Genomic DNA, 18,866 nt, shown 5'->3' with positions numbered 1-18,866 from the left:
AACCCTAGTGGATTGAGATAAATCAAAAACGCTAGGGTAAAAATCGGGCTGTAAACCCTAGTGGATTGAGATAAATCAAAAACGCTAGGGTAAAAGGAGCTATTTTTGCCCCTGCTAAATTAGTAATCTCATAAAAGCTAGGGTCAAGGACGTGATTTTCGCCCCTGCTAATTAAGTAATTTTATAAACGCTAGGGTTAAACATGCTATTTTTGCCCCTGCTATTTTAATAATTTCAAATTTGCTAGGGTCGAAAATCTAACTCGTTCTCAAGCACCCCCTGCTAAATCACTAATTACAAAAATGTCAGGGTCAAAAACACCATTCCACTCCAAAGCACTTCCGGATAAATCGCTAATTACAGAAACACTGGGGCCAAAGGCGATATTTCACAGTTTTGAGCTTTTTTGAGAAGTAGCCGCCCCGCCCAAGTTGACACTTAAGACTCAACTTGGGCGGGGCGGCGGTGTGCTAAATACTTTCTTTTATTATATTATAGATATATTCTCTATTCTCCTTTGTTTCAGATGAATAGTATATTATTTTCTTTCTGTCTTGGATACCAAGCTTTTGAGCTATTGTTTTGATATATTGTTGCAGACGGGATTTGCCTATTTTATCTAGTTTTGTGGCGATAACGTAACCTGAAAAGCCCATTTCTAATATCCAGTTGTACATTAATAGATCGTCGTTGGTTGGTTCGTGTCGTATGTCAACTAGTAGTACAACTTCTTTTAAGTTTTCTCTAGAGCTTAGGTATCGTTCAATGGTTTCAGCCCACTTATCTTTCTCTGATTTGGATACTGCTGCAAAGCCATAGCCCGGCAGGTCGACAAGTCTAAACTTGTCGTCAATATTGTAAAAGTTGATGGTGCGTGTTTTCCCCGGTTTTTGGCTAGTGCGCGCCAAATTTTTTCTATTTATTAAAGAGTTGATAAGTGAAGATTTCCCAACGTTTGATCTGCCAGCAAGTGCTATTTCAGAGAGATTTGGTGCTGGATACTGGGATTCTAAAACGGCTATTTTCTCTAAAGTTGGATTAATTATTTTCATTGATTCCTCTTTCATTTGACTTTCTTTTTTTATAATAAGTTTACCCATCAGGACGTTTCTGCTGATATATTTTTCTCCACAACGATTCTAACTTTTCCTAATTCCATTCGCCCTAAAATATTGTTTCATGACAAGACTTTCATACTCTCTCAGAATTCTTTCAAACTGATATATTTTTCTCCACAACAATTCTAGCTTTTCCAGATTCCATTGCCCTAAAACATTGTTTCATTACAATACTTTTATATCTCTTAAAATCCATTCAACCCGAAAAATTTCCATTCCCTCTAAATCTGTTTTATATTTAGTGCTTATTCCCCTTTTACCAAGGCTATGTCTAAAACTTCTTCCATTGTTGAAACTGGGTAAAAGTTCATTTCGGTTAAGACTTCTTTTGGGATGTCTTCAAGGTCGGGTTCGTTTTTCTTAGGTATGATTATATTTGTTATGCCGTATCTTTTTGCGGCAAGGGATTTTTCTTTTAGTCCTCCGATTGGTAGTACTCTACCTCTAATGGTGACTTCGCCTGTCATTGCAACGTCTTGACGAACTTTTCTGCCTGTTAGGGCGGAGATGATGCCAGTAGACATTGTGATGCCGGCGGATGGACCGTCTTTTGGTGTTGCACCTTCGGGTACGTGGACGTGAATATCTGTTTCATCGAAGTTTATATCCTTTATACCTAATTTATTTTGGTCGGATTTGATGTATGAGATGGCAGCCATGGCTGATTCTTTCATGACATCGCCTAAAGAACCGGTAAGTTGTACGCGACCCTTTCCTTTCATACTGTTGACTTCAATTTGTAGCAGTTCTCCACCGACTGAAGTCCATGCAAGACCGGTAACTATTCCGACTGAATCTTTTTTAACTATATCGTCATCTAATCTCTTTTCTCTACCTAAGAAGTCAGAGTAGTTTTTAACTGAAACTGAGACTTTTTTTGCACCTTCCACGATTTTCATCGCAGCTTTTCGGCACAGTTTTGCGATTTGTCTTTCAAGATTTCTTACACCTGATTCTCTTGTGTAGTTTTTTATGATGATTTGTAAAGCCGCATCGGACACAGTTAATTGTGAGGATTTTAGTCCATTCTCCTTGATTTGTTTTGGCAATAGGTATTTTTTAGCAATGGATAATTTGTCTACTTCTGTGTATCCTGAAACGTAAATTATTTCCATTCTGTCTAAAAGCGCTGAAGGAATGGTTGACACATCATTCGCAGTGGTTACAAACATTACTTGTGATAAATCTACCGGTATTTCAATGTACCTATCTAAAAACTCTGAATTTTGGTTTGGATCTAGTACTTCAAGCATGGCAGATGCTGGGTCTGCTCTGTAGCTTGTAGAGATTTTATCTAGCTCATCAAATAGAAATACTGGATTCATTGTTTTTGCTCTTTGAAGGCTTGTGATGATTCGACCCGGCATAGCTCCAATGTAGGTTTTTCTATGACCTCTGATTTCGCTCTCGTCAGAAAGCCCACCTAATCGCATGGAAATGTATTCTCTGTTCATACTTTCAGCGACAGATTTTACGATGGATGTTTTACCAACCCCTGGAGGTCCGACAAGACACAAAATGGAGCCTTTTACATTGCTATTTAGTTTTCTAACCGCAAGGAATTCTAAAATTCTTTCCTTAACATCTTTTAATCCGTGATGATCTTTATCTAGAATCTTTCTTGATTTTTCAATATTGATTTCATCATCGGAATATTGCCCAAAAGGAATGTCTAACACATTGTCCAAATAGGTCTTTATGACATTTACTTCTGGTGAAGCTGATGCCATGTAGTCAAGACGTGACACTTCCTTTAATAGATGCTCTTTGCTGTCTTCTGGAATGTCTAACGCTTCGATTTTTTCTTTGTATTCTTCCGCTAAACTTTCAGGACTTCCGCCTTCTTCTAACTCTGATTTAATGATTTGAAGTTGTTCCCTTAGGAAGTATTCCTTTTGCCCTTTATTGATTTGATCTTTAACTTTAGTATTTATCTCATCTCTATATCGATTGATTTCTATTTCATCTTTTAAAATATTATTTAATTGTTCTAATCTTGTGTAAACATCAAGTTCTTCAAGAAGAGTTTGCACAACTTTTGGTGATGGATTTATATATGTGACTAAAATGTCCGCAAATTTTGACATATTGTCAATATCTTGTAATACAAATATTGCTTCCTCTGGAATGTCATTTTTAAATTGAACATATGGTTTCAATAAATCCATTGAATTTCTTTTAATCGCTTCAAGCTTTGCATCATTTTGCTCAGCAAGGTATTCCATTTCTTCAACTTCTACTTCAAAATATTCTTGTATTTGCGTGTATTGTTGAATTTTCGCCCTATTGATACCGTCAACTAAAACTCTATAATTTCCATCTGGAAGTTTCACACTCTGTCTAATCCTTGCGACAACGCCAAAATCATTAAAGTTATCTATTTCCGCTTCTTCAGTAACAGAATTTTTTTGGGTAGATAAAAATACTAGAGAGTCTTTCATTTTAGCTATTTCAACAGCTTTTTTCGAAAATTCTCTACCCGCATCAAAACTTATTGACATTTCAGGGAAAATCCAAAGCCCTCTTAAAGGTATCATAGGAATGGTTACCGTAGATTTTTTATATAGACTTTCCATTACTTCTCCTTATCTTAATTTTTTCATAATTACTTTTGATATAAATATCAGTGATAGTACCATGCATGTAGCAGCTATTGATAAAATGGTTATTTGGGTAAGATTTAAGCTTACTAATTGGAAAAATCCCGGTACAAATAACACAACCGCTAGCATTATCACTACTAAGCTGGATACTAATATAAGTTTGTATCTATCCAATGGTTTTGAAATTATAACTATTAAATTAATACCATTGATAAACGCTAAATATGTTGCCATAGTTGACATAAGATGTCTTGATTCACTTCCATCTCCATAAAAAGCGTGTAATATAAGGCCAACTACTAAAACTGTAGCAGCTAGTACAACAGCGGAAGTGATAGACCTTAAAAGCACATCTTTCATAAAATGAGCTTCAATTTTCTTTTTCGATTTTTCTAAAGTTAAGAAAAATCCTGGTATACCAATTGTTAAATTTGATATCAATGTTAATTGAATTGGTATAAATGGGAATGTGATTGAAGTTAGTATGGATATTAAAGCAAAAATAACTGAAAGGAATGTTTTTGTTAGAAATAAGGTTGAAACTTTTTGTATATTATTGATTACCCTTCTTCCTTCCATTAAAATATCATAAAGATTTTTAAAATTATTTTCTAGTAAAACAATGTTTGATATTTGCTTTGCTGCATCACTACCTTTAGCCATTGCAATACTTACATTTGCTTGCTTTAATGCAAGTACGTCATTTACCCCATCTCCCGTCATGGCAACAGTTTTCCCATTTTCTTGTAGACAGTTCACCATAAATTTCTTTTGTTCTGGTGATACCCTACCAAAAATATTATTGTTTATAACTGCATCTTTTAACTCTTCATCGTTTAATTTAGATACATCTATTGCTGAAACTTCCTTAAGTCCAGCTTTTTTAGCAATTGCACCTACTGCAAAAGGATTATCACCACTTATTATCTTTACTTCAACCCCTTCATTTCTAAAAAATTCAAAAAGTTCAGAAGTATTTTCTCTAACAACATCTGATAATATGATAAATCCTTGTATCTTGCAATCTTCCGGTATCTCTTTTTCTATCTTATTTTTAAATTTTGCTAAAACTAAAACTCTAAATCCATCTTTAATGTATTTTTCAACTAAATCCGCATCTTTTTTATCGGGATTTTTTACTATAAATTCAAATGCACCCAGTGCATAAGTCCCTATCTCTTCAAAAGTCACTGCGGAATATTTTCTTGCACTTGAGAAATCTATCTTAGAAAGAACTTTGTATTTTTGCTTTTTAGAGAATTTTTCTATCATTGCCTTATCACTAGCATTTTCATAGTCAAATGCTGATAAATATGAAGGCATGATATCTTCTATATCTCCAATGGTTTCAACAACTTCCATTCTTCCTTCTGTTATCGTACCCGTTTTATCTACACAAAGCACATCGACTCTTGCTAAACTTTCAGTACAATAAAGCTGTTGAATCAAGATTTTCTTTTTACCTAAATTATATACGGAAACCGCTAAAGCAACTGATGTTAAAAGAATAAGTCCTTCCGGTATCATACCAACTAAAGGCGCTGTAGATTTTAGGATTAAATCCTCAAACGGCAACTTGAAAATGAATTTATTTTTTAGAAAAATTAAAACACCAACGGGAATAATTGCAATAGTTACAATCTTTAATATCCCGTACATTGTATCTCTCAATTTGCTCGGATACTTTCTATCAACCTTAGCACTTGAGCTTATCTTATTTGTATAGGAATCCATTCCCACCTTTTTAACTAAAAGTTTCGCCGTACCACTCACAACAATGGATCCAGAATAAACTTCATCATCTTTGTTTTTATCTACAGTCTCACTTTCACCTGTTAGATTGCTCTCATCCATTTCTAAATGTCCATCAAGTATTATGCAGTCCACCGGCAATTGTTCCCCAGTTTCCACAAATAGGACATCATCTAGCACAATTTCATTAGTATTTATATCTTCTTTTTTTCCATCTCTTAAAACTGTTATCTTATTTTTACTTAGAAGAGTTAAACACTCTATCATTCTCTTTGATCTAATTTCTTGAAATATGGCAATAGATGAATTGCACACTACCACGAGTAAAAAAAGGATATTTTTAATCTGGCCACTAAATAGGATTAAAATCGCTAAAATTATATTTAGGATATTAAAATAATTTATCGTATTAGATAAAATGATATCTTTAGTGGATTTGGTCTTAGAGTCAACCTCTGTATTGATTTGACCCTTTTTTACTCTTTCTTCGACTTCTTCTTTTGTTAATCCGTCCATACTGCATCCTATAAAAACTAGTATTCATCAGTGTCATAAAATGTTGTAATGAATCTAGCGAATTTTATTTTATTAAAAGAAAAGGGCTAAGCCCTATACTAATATAGGAGACTTATCATCCCTTATAGTTTCAACACTTACTAGACATTTTGAAATATCCTTTCTATTTGGGATTTCAAACATTATATCTAATAATTTGTCTTCTAGTATCGCCCTTAGTCCTCTTGCACCTGTATTTCTTTTTATAGCTAATTTTGCTATTTCTGAAATTGAACCTTCTTCAAATATTAGTTCAACTCCATCTAATTTAAATAATTCTTCGTATTGTTTTATCAAAGCATTTTTTGGTTCAGTCAATATCCTAACCAATGCTTCCTCGTTTAATTCTTCAAGCGTAACAATAATAGGTATACGACCGATAAATTCTGGGATTAATCCATATTTCATCAAATCTTGTGGAAGGATATTTTTTAAAACTTTATCCTTTTCATCTTTTGAATTACCTAAATTTGAACCAAAACCAATAGTCTTTTTATCAGTTCTACTTTCGATAATTTGCTCAATACCTTCAAAAGCTCCACCAACAATAAATAGTATATTGCTTGTATCCACTTGAATATATTCTTGATTTGGATGCTTTCTTCCACCTTTTGGTGGCACATTTGCAACAGAGCCTTCAATTAATTTTAGTAATGCTTGTTGTACACCCTCACCACTGACATCTCTTGTAATTGATACATTTTCTGCTTTTCTTGTTATTTTATCAATCTCATCAATATAGATAATGCCTTTTTGAGCCCTTTCAATATCGTAATTTGCTGCCTGAACTAGCTTCAGTATTACATTTTCTACGTCCTCACCAACATAACCCGCTTCTGTTAAACTTGTAGCATCGGCAATTGCAAATGGTACATCTAAAATTTTCGCAAGTGTTTGTGCTAACAATGTCTTACCTGAGCCAGTAGGTCCTACCATGCAAATATTTGATTTTTGAATTTCTATATCTGTTTCTTTAGCATGCTTTATTCTTTTGTAATGATTATATACGGATACAGCCAGTGTCTTTTTCGCCTTATCTTGCTTGATTACATATTCGTCAAGATATGCTTTTATTTCACTAGGAATAGGAAGATCAGAAAACTCTAGATCTTCCATAATCTTTTCTTCCTCATCCAAAATTTCTTTACACAAATTAACGCATTCATTACAGATATATACATTATTTGGACCAGATATTAATCTAACATCATCTGATGATTTCCCACAAAATGAACAAAAAGCTTCATTTTCCTTAAATTCAGACATTAAATCTCCTTGTGACTATCTATAACTTTGTCAATTAGTCCATAATCTAACGCTTCTTGCGCTGTCATATATTTATCTCTTTCAGTGTCAAGCTTGATTTGTTCCATATCTTGACCTGTACTATCTGAAAGAATCTTGTTTAATCTTTCTCTAATTTTTAGAATTTGTTCTGCAACAATGCTAATTTCTGTCGCTTGACCTTGAGCTCCACCAAGTGGTTGATGTATCAAGATATTAGCATTTGGTAAAGAATATCTCTTTCCTTTTGCTCCACTTGTAAGTAACACAGCACCCATTGAAGCAGCTTGTCCGATACAAATTGTTGATACATCTGGTTTGATGTAATTCATTGTATCAAATATTGCAAGTCCTGCAGTAACGGATCCCCCTGGTGAATTGATATATAATTGAATATCCTTATCTGGATCTTCAAATTCTAAAAATAATAATTGAGCGACAATGATATCTGCCATTTGATCATTAATTTCACCTGAAACGAAAATAATTCTTTCTTTTAATAATCTAGAATAGATATCATAAGCTCTTTCGCCTCTATTTGTTGTTTCAATAACTGTTGGCACTAATGGCATAATTGCCTCCTTCTAATACACTCGTCTGTATATATTATTCTTCTGTATTTTCTTCTTTTTCTTCAGTTTCTTCTGTATCTTGTTTTTCAACAAATACTACATTTGATTTAAATTCTTCAACTGCTTTTCTTCTTTGTAAAATTGTTTTAATATCTTCAGGGCTTACTTGAGCTTTTAACATCTTCATAAACTCTTCATCCCCTTCTTTTTGATATTGTTTTGCAACATCAGAATATTCAGCTTCAATTTCTTCATCAGAAACTTCATAAGTCTTATTCTTGATAATATTATCTAAAATAATATCAATTCTTACTTTGTTTTCTGCTCTTTCTCTTAATTGATCTTTAATATCTTCAACAGTCATACCTGTTAATTCTAAATATGTCTTCATATCTAGACCCATATGGCTGATTTGATGTTCATATTCGTGTAATTCATCATGTAATTGATCTTCAATCATTTGATTTGGCACGTCTAATTCTGTACGTCTAATAACTTCTTCGATTACTTGATTTTCTAAATCAATTTCATTATTTTTATCTAATGTTTCTTTTAATTCTTTTCTAACTGAGTCTTTGTATTCATCAACTGTGTCAAATTCAGAAATATCCATTATAAATTCATCATCTAAATCTGGATAAATTTCTTCATTAACTTCTTTAATTTTTACCTTAAATACAACTGGTTGTCCTTTTAGACTTTCTTCTTGATAATCTTCTGGGAATGTAACATCTAAGTCAAATTCTTGACCTTTTTCTTTACCGATTAATCCTTCTTCAAATCCTGGTATAAATGTTTTTGAACCAATCTTTAAGTCGAAGTCTTCAGCTTTTCCACCTTCAAATGATTCCCCATCTTTAAATCCTTCAAAATCGATTGTTACAAGATCACCGATTTCTACAGGACGTTCAACTGGTTTAATTACTTTATTTTTTTCTAATTCTTGTTGAATTCTTGCATTAACACTTTCTTCATCTATTTCTGTTTCTTGTTTTTCAATTTCAATATTTGTGTAATCTGCTAATTCAACTTCTGGGAATGTTTCAACTTCAAATTTAAGTGTGATATCTTCACCATCTTTAATGTCACCATCAATATCAACAGATGGTTGTGCTACTGGTCTTAAGTTTAATTCTTCTAAAGCTTTTTCATATACTTCAGGTATGATTAAATCTAAAGCATCATTCCAGAAAATTTCTTTACCGTAATTTGCTTCAATGATTGCTCTTGGAGCTTTCCCTTTTCTAAATCCTGGGATATTAAATTTTGATTTATTTTTATTGTAAGCTTCTTTTACTTTTGCATTAAAATCTTCAGATTTTACTACTTCTGTAAATTTTGCTACGTTTTTTTCATGTGATACTAATTTGCTCATATTCATCTCCTATTTTGTTTCTTTATTTTAGCTTGTATATTATAACATATAATTGTTGTTTTTGAACACTCTCCTGATAATTCCGGAAATCATTCCTCAAATTTTATATTTTTCAAATTTTCTATATTGTCCAATCCAACAAACTCATTTAAATATATACCCTCAATCCTATTATTTATTATGGAAGTCACATTTTGGGTCGATAGCACAACATATGGTACAGTTTTTTCAAATGATTGTTTCCATCTATCTGATATCTGAACGATAAAAGGATCATCCGTATTTGTCTTTATCTTTTCTAGAAGATATAAAAAACCATCTTCCATAATGCTCGTAATTGTGTATCCTTCCACTTCCTTATAATTTTCTTCATATTTGTACTCTGGCACTTCAGACATCTTTCTTTGAGATACATAGATATCATAATCAAGCTTTCCACTTATCGCCTTGTACATATCCTTTGTAGATAATGATTGGGCTTTAACTTTAACCCCATTATCTTCAATTGATTTAATAAAATCATCCAAAATTCTTTTGAAAAAAATGTCATCTTTGGAATACACCAATCTTATATCTAAATCTTTATTTTTATCATCAATAAAGTATTTCCCCTGCTTTTTATACTTCTTTGATAATATCTCTTCTAATTTTTCAGTATTATTAAATTCTACACCTTGCTTATTAAACCAAGAATTTTCATAAACGGGTATATTGGGAAAAGTGTAAATATCCTTACCAATATTCGATTCAACCATTTTCTTTATATCAATCGAATTTCTAAGACCTAGTCTATTTCTCTCATCGTTAAATATCTTACTATTTTTATGAAATCCAATATAATGATAATTATATGACTGATTGTCTATCGTTTTTGCAAATTGAAACAATCTTTCATCCATATAACTATCCAGATTTTCGGTCCTAGCATATTTGTGCAATATATCTAATTCCCCTTTTTTAAACTTTTCAATCGCTTCAATATAATTTAGACTAAAAATCTCAATATTTTTTACTCTTATATCTCTATTTTTTGGAATGTTTTTCAATTCTAATTTAACACTTTTTTCATTATAATGAGATACGCTGTATGTACCAGCACCATCTAAAATCTTGTTTCTATCTATCTTATAAACCTCATTATATTTATAGTCGTCATCATCTATATTTAAAATAGGATACAATAAAGCATTGATATTTGAAAGATTTGCCGTCTTAAAGTGGAACTTTATATAATAGTCACCTAAAACTTCTACACCTTCAAAAACCTTTGTCAGTTTAACTTTATAAGGATAATATCCTTCAAGGTTTTCAAGCAATGTAAATTCATTCCCATTAAATGAAGGATCAGCAAGTACTTTATATGTGTTTAATATATTTTTTGTAGTTAACTTTTTTCCATTACCAAATTCAAAATCATCTCTAAGCGTAATAGCTATTGTCTTTCCTTCATTTTCGTACCAATAATCCTTAGCAATTTCCTTTTTTACATTGTTACTTTTATCTTTATAAAACAACGAAGGATTAACCAATCTAGACAAAAGCGAAACGTCCGTTTCGCTCTTTTCTAGCATACTTAAATTATTATTAGTTTTAGGGACAGCAATTTTTAAACTATCCAAATTAGTCAGTAGCCTAGGATTCACAACATAATTTTCATCTTCACGCTCAGCCACTTCCTTTTTCGGAATAAAATATATGGAAAGAAAAACAAAGGCTAATATGATAAATACTATATTCCCCTTAGTTATTTTTTTCATATTAAAACGCTATGATTATACCGCCGTCATTGGCATAAGTTGAAGATAGTGCTGTTCCCGATAAAACATTGATTTCTTTGAAATCATATTTTTCTTCAATTAAGTTTTTTATTTTATTTGCTCTTTCTTTATTTCTGATATAAGTAATGAAAATATTCTTATCAGAAAATGTATCTGTCATTTCGCCAATTAAATTACCCATTCTATTTAAGGCTGATTTAATGCCTCTTGGTTTTTCTTTAACTTCTATTTTTCCATCATTTCCAATACATACAGGATAGATGGATAATGCTGAAGCGATAAATCCGCTTAATTTTGACATTCTACCATTCTTAATTAAATTATCAAGATTTTCAAGAACAAAAATTGTGTTTAAGTTTTTTATCTTATTTTCAACATTTTCTACAATTTCTTCAAAACTCTTATTTTGTTCCATTTCTTCTTGTATCCAAGTGATAACCTTAGTTTCACCACATGCAGCTGATTTTGAATCAAATACATGTACTTTAACATTTGGGTTTTCATCTTCTAACATTGTTTTAGCAATATGTGCATTGTTGTAGGTAGTAGAAAGTTTTGATGAAATTGTTACATAAAACACTTCATCATATCCCTTGGCTGGACTATAAAATGAATCAGGTGTTGGTGCTGCTGTTCTCACTGCTTCTTTTGACTTCGCCATCAGTTCTACTAAATTATCAATGTCCACACTTTCATCAGCAACCATACTTACATCTAAAACATCAATGAAAAATGGTGCTATTTCAATTTTACTTTTGTTTTGCATTTCCTGCGTAATTTCTGCGCATGAGTCACTAACTATAATACGATTCATATATTCCCCTTTAATGTATAGAGTATATTTTGTTAAGCAACATACCCTTTATCTTTTATTACTTGAACTACCATATCAACATATTTCTTACATGTTTCATCGTCAACTGCTTCCACCATTACTCGTATTAATGGTTCTGTACCTGAAGGTCTAACCAAAGCTCTACCTTGACCGTGTAATTCTTCTTCTACTTGTTTTACTGCTTTTTTCACATCTTCATCTTGAAGTACAACAGTTTTATCCTTCACAACTACATTCTCTAATAATTGTGGGTATATTGTCAATTCCTTTGATAGAAGTGAAAGTGGAGCCTTTTGTTTAACCATTATTTCAATCAATTTTAATGATGTTAAAATACCATCACCTGTAGTTGCATATTTAGATAAAATGATATGTCCAGATTGTTCTCCACCTATACTATAGCCTTCGTTTTTGATTTCTTCTGAAACATATTTATCACCTACTGCTGTTTTCACAGTGTTGATATCTAAAGCTTCTAAGGCTTTATATAATCCTAAATTGGACATTACCGTTGTAACTACAGTATCTTTACTTAATTCACCGATTTGTTTTAAATATTTACCAATGATATACATGATGTGATCACCAGTAATTAATTCCCCATTTTCATCAACAGCTAGGCAACGATCAGCATCCCCATCATAGGCAATACCTAAATTATAGTCACCATTTTTTACTTGTTCAATTAGCGCATTCATATGAGTTGAACCAACATTTTTATTGATATTGTAACCATCAGGATTATTTGCCATCATTTCAACATCTGCACCTAAAATATCAAGTACATTTTTTGAAATTTGATAAGCCGCACCATTGGATGCATCTACTAATACTTTTATACCCTTGAATGATTTTGTAACAACTGTTGAAAGATAAGCTATATATCTATTTCTTCCAACGATATAGTCAACTGTCCTACCAATATTTTCACCAGTAGCCAATTCAACCTCTTCAGTTTCACCATCAATATATGCTTCAAGTTTTTCAATTAAATCATTTTCTACTTTATATCCATCACTATCTATTAATTTTATACCATTATCGTAAAATGGATTGTGACTAGCTGATATCATAATACCGCCATCAAATCCTTCTGTTCTTGCTATATAAGAAACACTTGGTGTTGTAGTTACATGCATCAAATAAGCATCTGTACCGGTTGAAGTTAAACCTGCTGCTAAAGCACTTTCAAGCATATAGCTTGATCTTCTTGTATCTTTCCCAATAACAACTTTAGCTTCTTTATTGTTTTTCTTGTAATATGCTCCTAAAAATTTTCCAATCTTAAATGCATGTTCTACTGTTAAGCCAATATTAGCTTCTCCACGGAAACCATCTGTTCCAAAATATTTCATACTAATCTCCTCTTACAATTTATAAAAAAATTATATCATAATAATCAAAATATATTATATTATATCAGCAAAGTTGTTCAATAAAAGATTTCACATCATTTGAATTAGCAAAATGAGGATCTAAATGACATAAAAAATGCCAATCATCTGTATTTGTTTTTTTGTATAAAATAGCTTCACCATCTTCTGAACCAAAGTAAGCTCTGCAAACTTCATAATTTTTTTCTTCTAAATATTGCTTTACTATAATAAAGTTTTTTTCTCGTTTATTTATATAATCCTTAACTTCTAAATTCGCAATAGAATACGCATCAACTAAAGTGGCTCCTTTTACTATGCCTTTTCCTTTTTTTGTTAAATCTGGAATCTCTTTCCATAATAAGTATATATTTGAATCTGTATGGAACATATATCTTGTAAATGGAATAATATGATTATTATACTTTAATTCTATATAATTAGGTATTTGTTTTGGAATAATATATTCATATATAATACCATTCTTTTTTTCTACTCTATATCCTTCCAGTTGAGAAATAAATTTTACACCTTGTTTGATACTATTAAATAATCCTATTTCAGTTCCTACACCATCTTGATTTAATTCTAATATATACATTATTTTCTCCTATTTTTTAACCTTCAATGTCTAATATCTCAATCATAAATACAAATTTATCTTCGTCATGTTTTACTTTGTATCCTATATTGTAATTATTTAATATATTTTTGACAATATATAGTCCTAAACCATTACTATCTTCTTTATTCAAATTAAAATCTACTTGAAATATTCTATCTAAATCCAATTTTCTCTTATCATTAAATGTATTTTTAAAACAAAGCCACCCGTTCTGAATTTCAATATCAATAACTCCATTATCATCAGTATATTTGACGGCATTACTAATCAAATTTGATATAATAATTTTTAAAGAACTTTTACCAATATACATATTTTCATTTAATATATAATTATTAATTTTTATATTTTTTTTAGATGCTAATAATTGATATTTTTTAATTATACCTTCTAATACGCTGTTTATATTTAAAATCTCTTCATCATTTTTAAATGTCTCTATGGAAGACACCGATAATATTTGAGAAACACGTTGTGAAAGTTCATCAACAATATCAATACAATCTGATATATATATATCCCTATTCTTATATTTACCAATATTATATTTCATATTTTCTAATATAATTTTCAAACTTGATAGTGGAGTTTTCAATTCATGAGAAGCACCCTTAAAAAAATCATATTTTCTCTTTTCTAATTTTAATATTTTCTTATTTTTTGAATCTAAGTCCGAAATAGATTTTAATAAAGTAAAATATAGATCATTAATCTGAGCTTTTAATTCATCAATTTCATTTTTTGAATTCACTTTTAATTGTACATCTTTATCTAATAGCATCATTTTATCTGTTATATTTTTTATGTCTTGTATATTATTTTTAATAAATTTCGCATATACTAATGAAACAATTATAGAAAATAAAAATGATATCATCAGTGAAAAAGGAAAAAACTTAAAAGTTAATTCCTTTGCATCTTTTTGCATATCAGCAGTAGAAACAAATTGTAAAAGTATATTCTCTCCAGACTTTATTTTGACAATCCTATCCTCAATAATTAAAGAATTGTTTTCACTTTCTATATCAACATTTAACTCCTTTCCTAATCTTAGTTCATTATTATTGTTTTTTCCTTTTATAAAAGCCTTTATTTCACTACTTTTAGAATATAATTCTAAATATTCTTCAATATATTTTATTTCTTTTCCATTCATATTACTAGATATTTGGCTAGCTTTTTTAGATATTTCTTGCTTTCTATCTTCTAAATATACTTTTGGAAACACGAAAAAAACCAATGAATGAATTAATACTATCACTAGCATAAGTACAAAAAAAATCTGAATAAACATCTTAGGAAATATCTTTAAATTTTTCATTTTCTCTCCAACATATAGCCTACATTTCTAACAGTAATTATACAATCTAAATTTAATTTTTTTCTTAGTTCTTTAATATATACATCTATTACACGATCAAATGGAATTTCTTCACTTTCTTTCCAAACATCATCAATAATTTGCATCCTTGTTAAAACTTGACCTTCATTATCTAACAAACATTTTAATATTTCTAATTCTTTTGCATTTACATTCACTTTCTTTCCATCAACCTTTGCAGTATAACTTTTAAAATTAACTTCAATATTGTTATACTCAAAAATATCACAAACTTGGTAATTCTTTTTAATCAAAGATTCAACTCTAGCTTTTAATACCTCTAATGAAAATGGTTTCTCTATGTATCCATCTGCAAAATTAGTAAAAGCTTCAATTTTATATGATTCATCATTAAAAGCTGTCAAAATCAAAACAGGCAAATTACTCTTCTTTCTTATTACTTTTAATACTTCTAATCCGTTCATATATGGGATTTGAATATCTAAAATAACAAGATTAATATCACTATTAAATTTCTCTAACGCCTCTCTTCCATCTTTTGCGTCTATAATATCATAGCCAAATTCTTTTAAATACTCGCTTATACCCTCTCTTATATTTTTATCATCTTCAACAATAAATATCTTCATGCCACCCCCTTAAATGGAAACTTATTTATAATAGATAGCTAAAATTGTACTTAATTTTATTGAAATTAATCTTATAATTTTTTCATACAACCAAGATATAATAAATATAATTATAAAATCACACAAAAAGGAAATAATTCTATTTTGAGTAAAATTAATTAGTTTTTCAAATAACATAAAACCTATAATCATTTGAACACAATATAATTCTAAACTTATTTTTCCGAATACTCGTAGTTTTTTTAAATTAATTGAACCTTGTATAAAGTCTAAAAATAAAATACAGCCAAGGACTAAAGGTAATGATAATATATAAAAAGACTCCACAAAAATATAATTATATTTTATCTTAAAAAAATATATATAATTAACTATACTTCCTATTATCAATAATAATATACTATAAATCCCTTTTTTTCTATATATAAACCTACCTTCATAATTTGATAATAAAAAACCTAAAATAATAATAGGAAATCTAAACAAAAATATATTAATTGATTTATTGACACTATACTTATATGATAAAATTATAAACAATAAAAATATAAATATAATTACAAACAAGACTTTTCTTTTATCATATTTAGTAGATAATTTTTCGTAAATAAGTAATAAACTATACAAAATTAATATTGCTGGTATAAACCATAGAAATGATCCTCCCCATTTTAGAAAAAAATCTATTCCTATTATCGTCATTAATGTTTGTTTTATACCTATACTTCCCATAAGAAAATATATAAAAGTTGATATAACAAAAATAGGATATATCTTTATAACTTTTTTAATTATAAATTTTTTATAATTAGTTTTATCAGAAAATTTATACATATAAGCCGAACAGAAAAAAAACATATCTACTCCTAACTGAGAGTTTTTTATAATATATTTTTCTATATTATAAAACATACTAGTATTTGACACAGGATAAATATGATATAATAGAATTAATATAGCTGCCAACCCCATGATTGACAGCCTTGATTTTTTTAAACTCATAAGAATTATAAACTCACTTCCTAGATTATTTAATATTTATTGTATTTATTTTTTGATTTCCCATTATCTTTTCAAAGTTATTTTTTAATCCTTCAAAAGACTCTTTATTTGTCATTATCAATATGACATACTCATTTGTATAAAGTACTTTTCCTACTTCCGCCTCTACGCATACCCATTTCTTTAAGTCAGCTTTTTTAGATATTTCTTTAGATATTTTTTCAGTTTCATTTTTTTTCGATTTTAATAACACAATAGAATGCGCAGAAGTAGATATTTGCCCTTCTGATACAGCAGCTTTTAGCGAATCTTGCCATGCTATAAAGCTATAATCTTCAAAATTATCTTTATCTAAATCAAAAGTTTCGGAAGATGGTACGTTTACACCTTTTATTATATCTTTTAACATATCAGACATTTTTTTATATTTTTTTTCTAGGTTATTATGGTCTTTATCCTTATCTTTAATTTGTTCAGTTTGATTTTTATTCTTTTTTTTATCCATTTTTTTATTATCTGTTTTATTCATACAACCTATTAAATTGAATATTAAAACTAATGATAATAATCCAATTATTATTTTTTTCATAAAACCTCTTGTTATCAAATCTATAAAATACAACAAAATTATAATGTCTATTTTGTATCTATTAATAATTCTTTAGGATTTTTTCTTAAATTCTTTGATGATGATATTATTAACGAAATTATTAATATCAATGTCATAAATAAAATCACATATATAAGCGATTTTGGTTCTATATTAACGTCTAAACTTGTTAAAGTCTTATTAAATCCATCAACCTCTGCTCCTCCTCCAAGTTGACTAGAAGATGATTGTTTTGCAATTTGTTTTGCTATTTCACCAGTAACCTTGCTAAGAATATTGTTTCCTAGTATTTTTCCAGTATATGTTGCTAAAAAGTAAGATCCAATATAAGCAGGAATTGATATCAGTATTAATTCTATTACAAACTGACCAAAAATGTTAATTTTGGACATACCTATTGAAAGCAATACTGCAATTTCTTTTTTCCTTGCATTCATCCATAAAAATAGTAATAAAGAAACAACAACTCCAGCGAATATCAATGATCCAGCAAATAATTTATTAGCTATAGAATATATCCCTGAAATAGATTGTTGTAAAGCAGGATAATTTGATGAGCTTTTTATTAAATTATACTCTCTCCAATCAATATCAAGTTTTTGAAGATCATTTATAACATTATCTAATTTTTTATTTCCTTTAACAAAAAATGTTGCATCTTGATATACTGCAGTATCTTCTGAGTTTCCATATACTTTAGCAGCAGTATGTATATCAGTAATTAATGTGTTTTCATAAAGTTCTTGAGCTGCACTTACGCCACCATTATTATGGCCATCAAAAAGTCCTTTTATTTCGACTTCTACTGTTTCATCTGCTCTTTTTTCATTATCCGCATCAAATAAATTAGATTTAAGTTTTAGCTTATCACCAACTTTTAATTTATTTTTATCCGCTAAATCCTTATGTAACAACACCTTATTTTTGTCTTCATTTTCTAAATGTTTACCCTCAACTAACTTATAAGCTCCTGAAACAAATTTAGTTTCTTTTGATGAATCATTAACTCCAGTCAACATAACTGTTCTCTTAAAGTTCTGTGCTCTTTCTGGAGATTGATTTGCAAGAGTTTCTTGGGTCTCTATAATGTCATGATTAACTAAGTCTGCCACACTATTTATTCTTTTAACATAATTATCTATCTCCTTGCTTTCAGCAATTTTTTTTATATCTTGCCCTTTTACATTACCTCCTCCTCTTGGAGTCCCTGGGTTCACTTGTCTATTTATTTCCATAGAGAAACTATTTGTTATATTACCAAAAGTTTCTTCAGAAGCCTTATTTGTAGCATCTTTTATAGACAAACTGATTAAACTCAACGATGACATAGCTAATATTACTAATAATATTATAGCTGATTTTAATCCTTTTCTTGTTACATAAGCAAAAGCATTTCTTAACATAATTAACCTC

General features: G+C 29.6%; 15 protein-coding genes. All 15 read right to left on the bottom strand.

Annotated elements, in window-relative coordinates:
- Positions 1-470: 470 nt before the first annotated feature.
- Entirely contained in the window at positions 471-1,052 is a 582-nt protein-coding gene (gene yihA, locus HMPREF9709_RS00420; RefSeq protein WP_005396887.1) for a ribosome biogenesis GTP-binding protein YihA/YsxC, read from the bottom strand.
- Positions 1,053-1,363: 311 nt separating this feature from the next.
- Positions 1,364-3,694, bottom strand: a complete 2,331-nt coding sequence (gene lon, locus HMPREF9709_RS00415) for an endopeptidase La (RefSeq protein WP_005396886.1) — start codon at positions 3,692-3,694, stop codon at positions 1,364-1,366.
- 9 nt (positions 3,695-3,703) lie between these two features.
- A complete protein-coding gene (locus HMPREF9709_RS00410; protein ID WP_005396885.1) occupies positions 3,704-5,989 on the bottom strand; it encodes an HAD-IC family P-type ATPase in 2,286 nt (761 codons plus the stop codon).
- A gap of 93 nt (positions 5,990-6,082) precedes the next feature.
- Positions 6,083-7,294: an ATP-dependent Clp protease ATP-binding subunit ClpX gene (gene clpX / locus HMPREF9709_RS00405; protein WP_005396884.1), complete on the bottom strand. Its 1,212-nt coding sequence runs from the start codon at positions 7,292-7,294 to the stop codon at positions 6,083-6,085.
- Complete coding sequence (clpP, locus tag HMPREF9709_RS00400) at positions 7,294-7,884, bottom strand: ATP-dependent Clp endopeptidase proteolytic subunit ClpP (RefSeq protein ID WP_005396883.1); 591 nt, start codon at positions 7,882-7,884, stop codon at positions 7,294-7,296. Before clpP ends, clpX begins: the two co-directional genes overlap by 1 nt.
- A gap of 34 nt (positions 7,885-7,918) precedes the next feature.
- Complete coding sequence (tig, locus tag HMPREF9709_RS00395; protein WP_005396882.1) at positions 7,919-9,259, bottom strand: trigger factor; 1,341 nt, start codon at positions 9,257-9,259, stop codon at positions 7,919-7,921.
- Between the two features lie 89 nt (positions 9,260-9,348).
- Positions 9,349-10,932, bottom strand: coding sequence for an ABC transporter substrate-binding protein (locus tag HMPREF9709_RS00390; RefSeq protein ID WP_211204490.1), 1,584 nt, complete (start codon positions 10,930-10,932; stop codon positions 9,349-9,351).
- Positions 10,933-11,017: 85 nt separating this feature from the next.
- On the bottom strand, positions 11,018-11,851 hold the full coding sequence (locus tag HMPREF9709_RS00385) for a DegV family protein (protein WP_005396880.1): 834 nt from the start codon (positions 11,849-11,851) through the stop codon (positions 11,018-11,020).
- Positions 11,852-11,883: 32 nt separating this feature from the next.
- A complete protein-coding gene (gene glmM, locus HMPREF9709_RS00380; protein ID WP_005396879.1) occupies positions 11,884-13,227 on the bottom strand; it encodes a phosphoglucosamine mutase in 1,344 nt (447 codons plus the stop codon).
- 64 nt (positions 13,228-13,291) lie between these two features.
- The gene (locus HMPREF9709_RS00375) at positions 13,292-13,846 is read right to left on the bottom strand and encodes a hypothetical protein (RefSeq protein ID WP_005396876.1); all 555 of its coding nucleotides are present in this window, start codon (positions 13,844-13,846) and stop codon (positions 13,292-13,294) included.
- A gap of 16 nt (positions 13,847-13,862) precedes the next feature.
- Entirely contained in the window at positions 13,863-15,191 is a 1,329-nt protein-coding gene (locus HMPREF9709_RS00370) for a sensor histidine kinase (protein WP_005396874.1), read from the bottom strand.
- Positions 15,188-15,841 (bottom strand): response regulator transcription factor, encoded by a 654-nt coding sequence (locus HMPREF9709_RS00365; protein ID WP_005396872.1) that lies wholly within the window; start codon positions 15,839-15,841, stop codon positions 15,188-15,190. The genes HMPREF9709_RS00370 and HMPREF9709_RS00365 overlap by 4 nt, the downstream gene beginning before the upstream one ends.
- 21 nt (positions 15,842-15,862) lie before the next feature.
- Entirely contained in the window at positions 15,863-16,813 is a 951-nt protein-coding gene (locus HMPREF9709_RS10395; RefSeq protein ID WP_005396871.1) for an acyltransferase family protein, read from the bottom strand.
- A 55-nt stretch (positions 16,814-16,868) separates the two neighbouring features.
- Positions 16,869-17,432, bottom strand: coding sequence for a hypothetical protein (locus HMPREF9709_RS00355; RefSeq protein ID WP_005396865.1), 564 nt, complete (start codon positions 17,430-17,432; stop codon positions 16,869-16,871).
- 47 nt (positions 17,433-17,479) lie between these two features.
- Complete coding sequence (locus tag HMPREF9709_RS00350) at positions 17,480-18,856, bottom strand: ABC transporter permease (protein WP_005396864.1); 1,377 nt, start codon at positions 18,854-18,856, stop codon at positions 17,480-17,482.
- Positions 18,857-18,866 lie beyond the last annotated feature (10 nt).

It is taken from the genome of Helcococcus kunzii ATCC 51366, from assembly GCF_000245755.1.
GTDB classification, from domain to species: Bacteria; Bacillota; Clostridia; order Tissierellales; family Peptoniphilaceae; genus Helcococcus; species Helcococcus kunzii.
Note: the sequence above shows the minus strand (reverse complement) of the source record. Positions and strands in the feature narration are given on the sequence as shown.